Raw genomic sequence first — 1,161 nt, forward strand, 5'->3', positions numbered from 1 at the left:
CCCGATGAGATTCGTGATCTGTTCTCACAGCGTGTTCTCCAGGATCCAGACAAAAGCCCTCGCGGCGCGGCCTGGACTGCATTGGGCAAATTGCATTCTAAGTTTGGCTGCATTTTGCCAACACAGGATCTCGATGGTGTTTGGCCGTATCTCGATCCGCTAGAGCCAGTCTCTCCAGATCATATAGAGGCAGCGGCTCAAAAGGCAGGCATTCCATCAGAAGAAATTGATGCTCAGGTTGCCGCCCTTTCAGCCTATTTCAGTTGGGACATTACGGTGGGGGCCAAAGCTACACTTAATGGTTCTGCTCCTGCTACGCAGGAGAATTCATAGCGGTCACCAGTCTCAAAAAAACCTGCAAAAGGATATGGGAAGTGGTTCACCTAACTACCTAACTATTCCTAGAAAAAAAGTTTCCACCTAAGAGCCTCTTACAGGTAAATAGGTAGAGTGTTTCAATATAATCATCTTTTCTCTCCAGTTCTGAGCTGAACCTGTTTATAGTTTATTCATCATCTCTTTTCAGACGGTCTACCCATGTCAGAGCAAACCCACCGGCAAGCCCGGTGAAGTCAAGGTCATCCTCACCAAGCGCTGTCGGTTAGCGTAAGGACGCGGAGAGAGAGGCTCAGGGACGCGGAGACTTTTGGGGATGAGCGATCGCCTTAAACTACTGCCAACAAACTCGCTCACCCCAACTGGGATAAGTGCTGTCAGCCGATTCAGCGCAGCTAAAAGGCACCACGCGATCGCCCACTCGCCCATACATCACTTCGCTAAAGGGCTGGTCAAGCTGAAAGATAACCAAGCTGACCGCAGCGCAGTCTGCAATCAGGCGATCGCTGAGCGTATTCATCAACCGAGGCGAATTCATCACTGAGGGCGCAGCCGTACCGCTGAGACGCAGAATCGCCGCTTGGGGAGCGGTAGCCGGGTAGCCCTCAGAATAGCCCCAGTCCGCTAGGGCATAGTCAGTGGCGACTACCTCAGCGGTGCGGCCCGTTTCAATGTCGCTAATCATTTGGCTGAGACTCGCGGCGCAGTCGCGGCTGAGGCTGAAATCGGTCGGTTCAGACTGGGCGATCGCCGTAGGCATAGACAGCAGGCTCAAGCCGGTTATGGCCAGAGTTTGTTGGGCTAATTGGGATATCGAGGTCACTA

2 protein-coding genes are annotated in these 1,161 nt (G+C 52.7%); one reads left to right on the forward strand and one right to left on the reverse strand.

Annotated elements, in window-relative coordinates; all coding sequences use genetic code 11:
- Positions 1-333: wHTH domain-containing protein (locus QJQ48_RS28280; protein WP_346294504.1), on the forward strand; the 333-nt coding region annotated here is incomplete at its 5' end.
- A 337-nt stretch (positions 334-670) separates the two neighbouring features.
- Here the strand turns inward: QJQ48_RS28280 and QJQ48_RS28285 are convergent.
- On the reverse strand, positions 671-1,161 hold a 491-nt coding region (locus tag QJQ48_RS28285), incomplete at its 5' end, for a hypothetical protein (protein ID WP_346294505.1).

The sequence above is a fragment of the Sphaerothrix gracilis Ecp01 genome (assembly GCF_030405905.1).
Classification (GTDB): domain Bacteria; phylum Cyanobacteriota; class Cyanobacteriia; order Phormidesmidales; family Phormidesmidaceae; genus Sphaerothrix; species Sphaerothrix gracilis.